The sequence below is a fragment of the Bradyrhizobium sp. genome (assembly GCF_049691595.1).
In the GTDB taxonomy this organism is placed as follows: Bacteria; Pseudomonadota; Alphaproteobacteria; order Rhizobiales; family Xanthobacteraceae; genus Bradyrhizobium.
Window position 1 is genome coordinate 1 of sequence record NZ_JBAVNZ010000425.1, and the last position, 1,737, is coordinate 1,737.

Here is a 1,737-nt window from a genome sequence, read left to right on the forward strand (position 1 = left end):
GGATAGGCCTGCGCCGCCGAACCGGGCGGACGGTCGGCATAGATTACCGGCGGCGGGCCGGCCGGACGGCCGTAGCGGGGATCGTCAGGCGACGGGATCGGGCCGGTCGGGGCACGGTCGGAATAGACGGGAGCGCCGATCGGGCGGCCATAGCGCGGATCGTTTGGCGACAGCACCGGACCGGGCGGTGGCAGCGCGGTCGCACCCTGCGCGTTCGGCGCCTCGTCATCTTCTTCGTCGAAATCGGGCGCGCCAGGGCCGCGGCGTTCATCGACCGCATAGCCGCCGGGTGCATAAGGTCCGGGGACTGTCGAATAGACCGGGCCAGGAGGTGCCGGATAGGCCTGCTGCTGCGCATGCGCAAACGATGTTCCCGCCGCGCCGGCGGCAACGGCAGCACAAATCATCAGAATGCGGTTGATCATCATCGCTTTTGTATAGTCCCCAGGCCACACCGGACCGTTAACGGCCAGATGACGGAAGATAGCGGCACATTCAAGACAAATCCGCGAAATCCGGCCCGAATCGGTCATTTGTGATGACGCGTGAAACCTGCGGCAAAGATACCTCAATGGCTCAAAAAATGCCTGCACCGAAGACGCGGGCATCTTCAGCCATATAATTTGTTAGCAAACAGTGCGGTAGCGTTGCGATATTCTGAAATCGGGCTGATTCGCCACGCGCGCGACGGCAACCGATCATGTGGTTCACCGCGTTCCCAGTGGCATCAACGGTCTTGCCGGCCTCGGCAAGGCGGAACTCGCACCCATGCTCCCCGGCTTTCGTTTTCTGTTCGCTGCGATCGTCTTGTCAATGTCTGTCCTGGTGTTCGGGCTCGGTGCGGCGGCGCTGTTGCGCGCCGCGCATGAGCAATTTGCCAGCATTCCAGCCCGGCGGGCGCCGCCCGGACCGGTGTTCGCACAGCACTATCATGAGGCGGCACCGACGCTGGCGCTGTTGCGCGTCGAGCCTCCGATCGCCGAAGAGGCACCCGACGATGTTGCCGCCGCATCTGCGCCGATTGCGCAGGCCCCGGACGCCACGGAACCGGCCGCGACAACACCGGCCGAGCCCGAAAAACTCGCCGCGCTGAAGCTGGAAGATTCGGCGCCGCCCGAGGTGGCCAGGCCGGAACCGCTGCCTGCGGAAACGATGCCCGCGGCGCGGGCCGTACCGGCTGAGGCCGAGACCCCCGCCCCAGCGCCGGTTGAGGAAACGACACTCGCCGCGCTTGCGGACGCGCCCGCGGCGACGGAAGTTGCCCGGGCGGTGCCTGACCAGGCGAACGAAACGCCTTCGCCGGAGACCGGCATGGCCGCGGCCAGGATCGCGACGCCGGGTGGTCAAGCCGTGGCCATCGAGGAGGAAACTTCCGCGAAGCCGGCCGAGGCGAAGCCGGACCGCGATGCCATCCGAAAGCGTATCCGCGCCCGGCGGGCCAGGGAACGCCGGCGAATCGCGCAACGCGCGCTGCTGGCGCAGCAGCTCCAACATCAGCAGCAACCGCTGCAGGTGGCGGCTCAACCGCCGACCGATCCGTTCGCGCAATTGATCGGCCGCTGATCGCCATCGTGCCGCGGAGCCTCAGGCTGGACCGGTCGCCACCGGCGGCCCGTCGGGCAGACCCCATTCGGCCCAGGAGCCGTCATAGAGCGCGGTGCCGCGCACGCCGAGGCGATACAGCGCCAACGTCAGCACCAGCGCGGAGACGCCGGAGCCGCAGCTGGTCACGATCGG

Annotated in this window: 1 protein-coding gene and 2 pseudogenes; 1 reads left to right on the top strand and 2 read right to left on the bottom strand. The window is 67.5% G+C overall.

The window, feature by feature from the left end; translation table 11 throughout:
- Positions 1-428 (bottom strand): annotated as a pseudogene (locus tag WCE35_RS17900) (L,D-transpeptidase); the annotation flags it as partial.
- Positions 429-852: 424 nt separating this feature from the next.
- Here WCE35_RS17900 and WCE35_RS17905 point away from each other — a divergent pair.
- Positions 853-1,563 (top strand): hypothetical protein, encoded by a 711-nt coding sequence (locus tag WCE35_RS17905; RefSeq protein WP_424594663.1) that lies wholly within the window; start codon positions 853-855, stop codon positions 1,561-1,563.
- Between the two features lie 21 nt (positions 1,564-1,584).
- Here WCE35_RS17905 and WCE35_RS17910 read toward each other — a convergent pair.
- A pseudogene (locus WCE35_RS17910) lies at positions 1,585-1,737 on the bottom strand (sulfurtransferase); the annotation flags it as partial.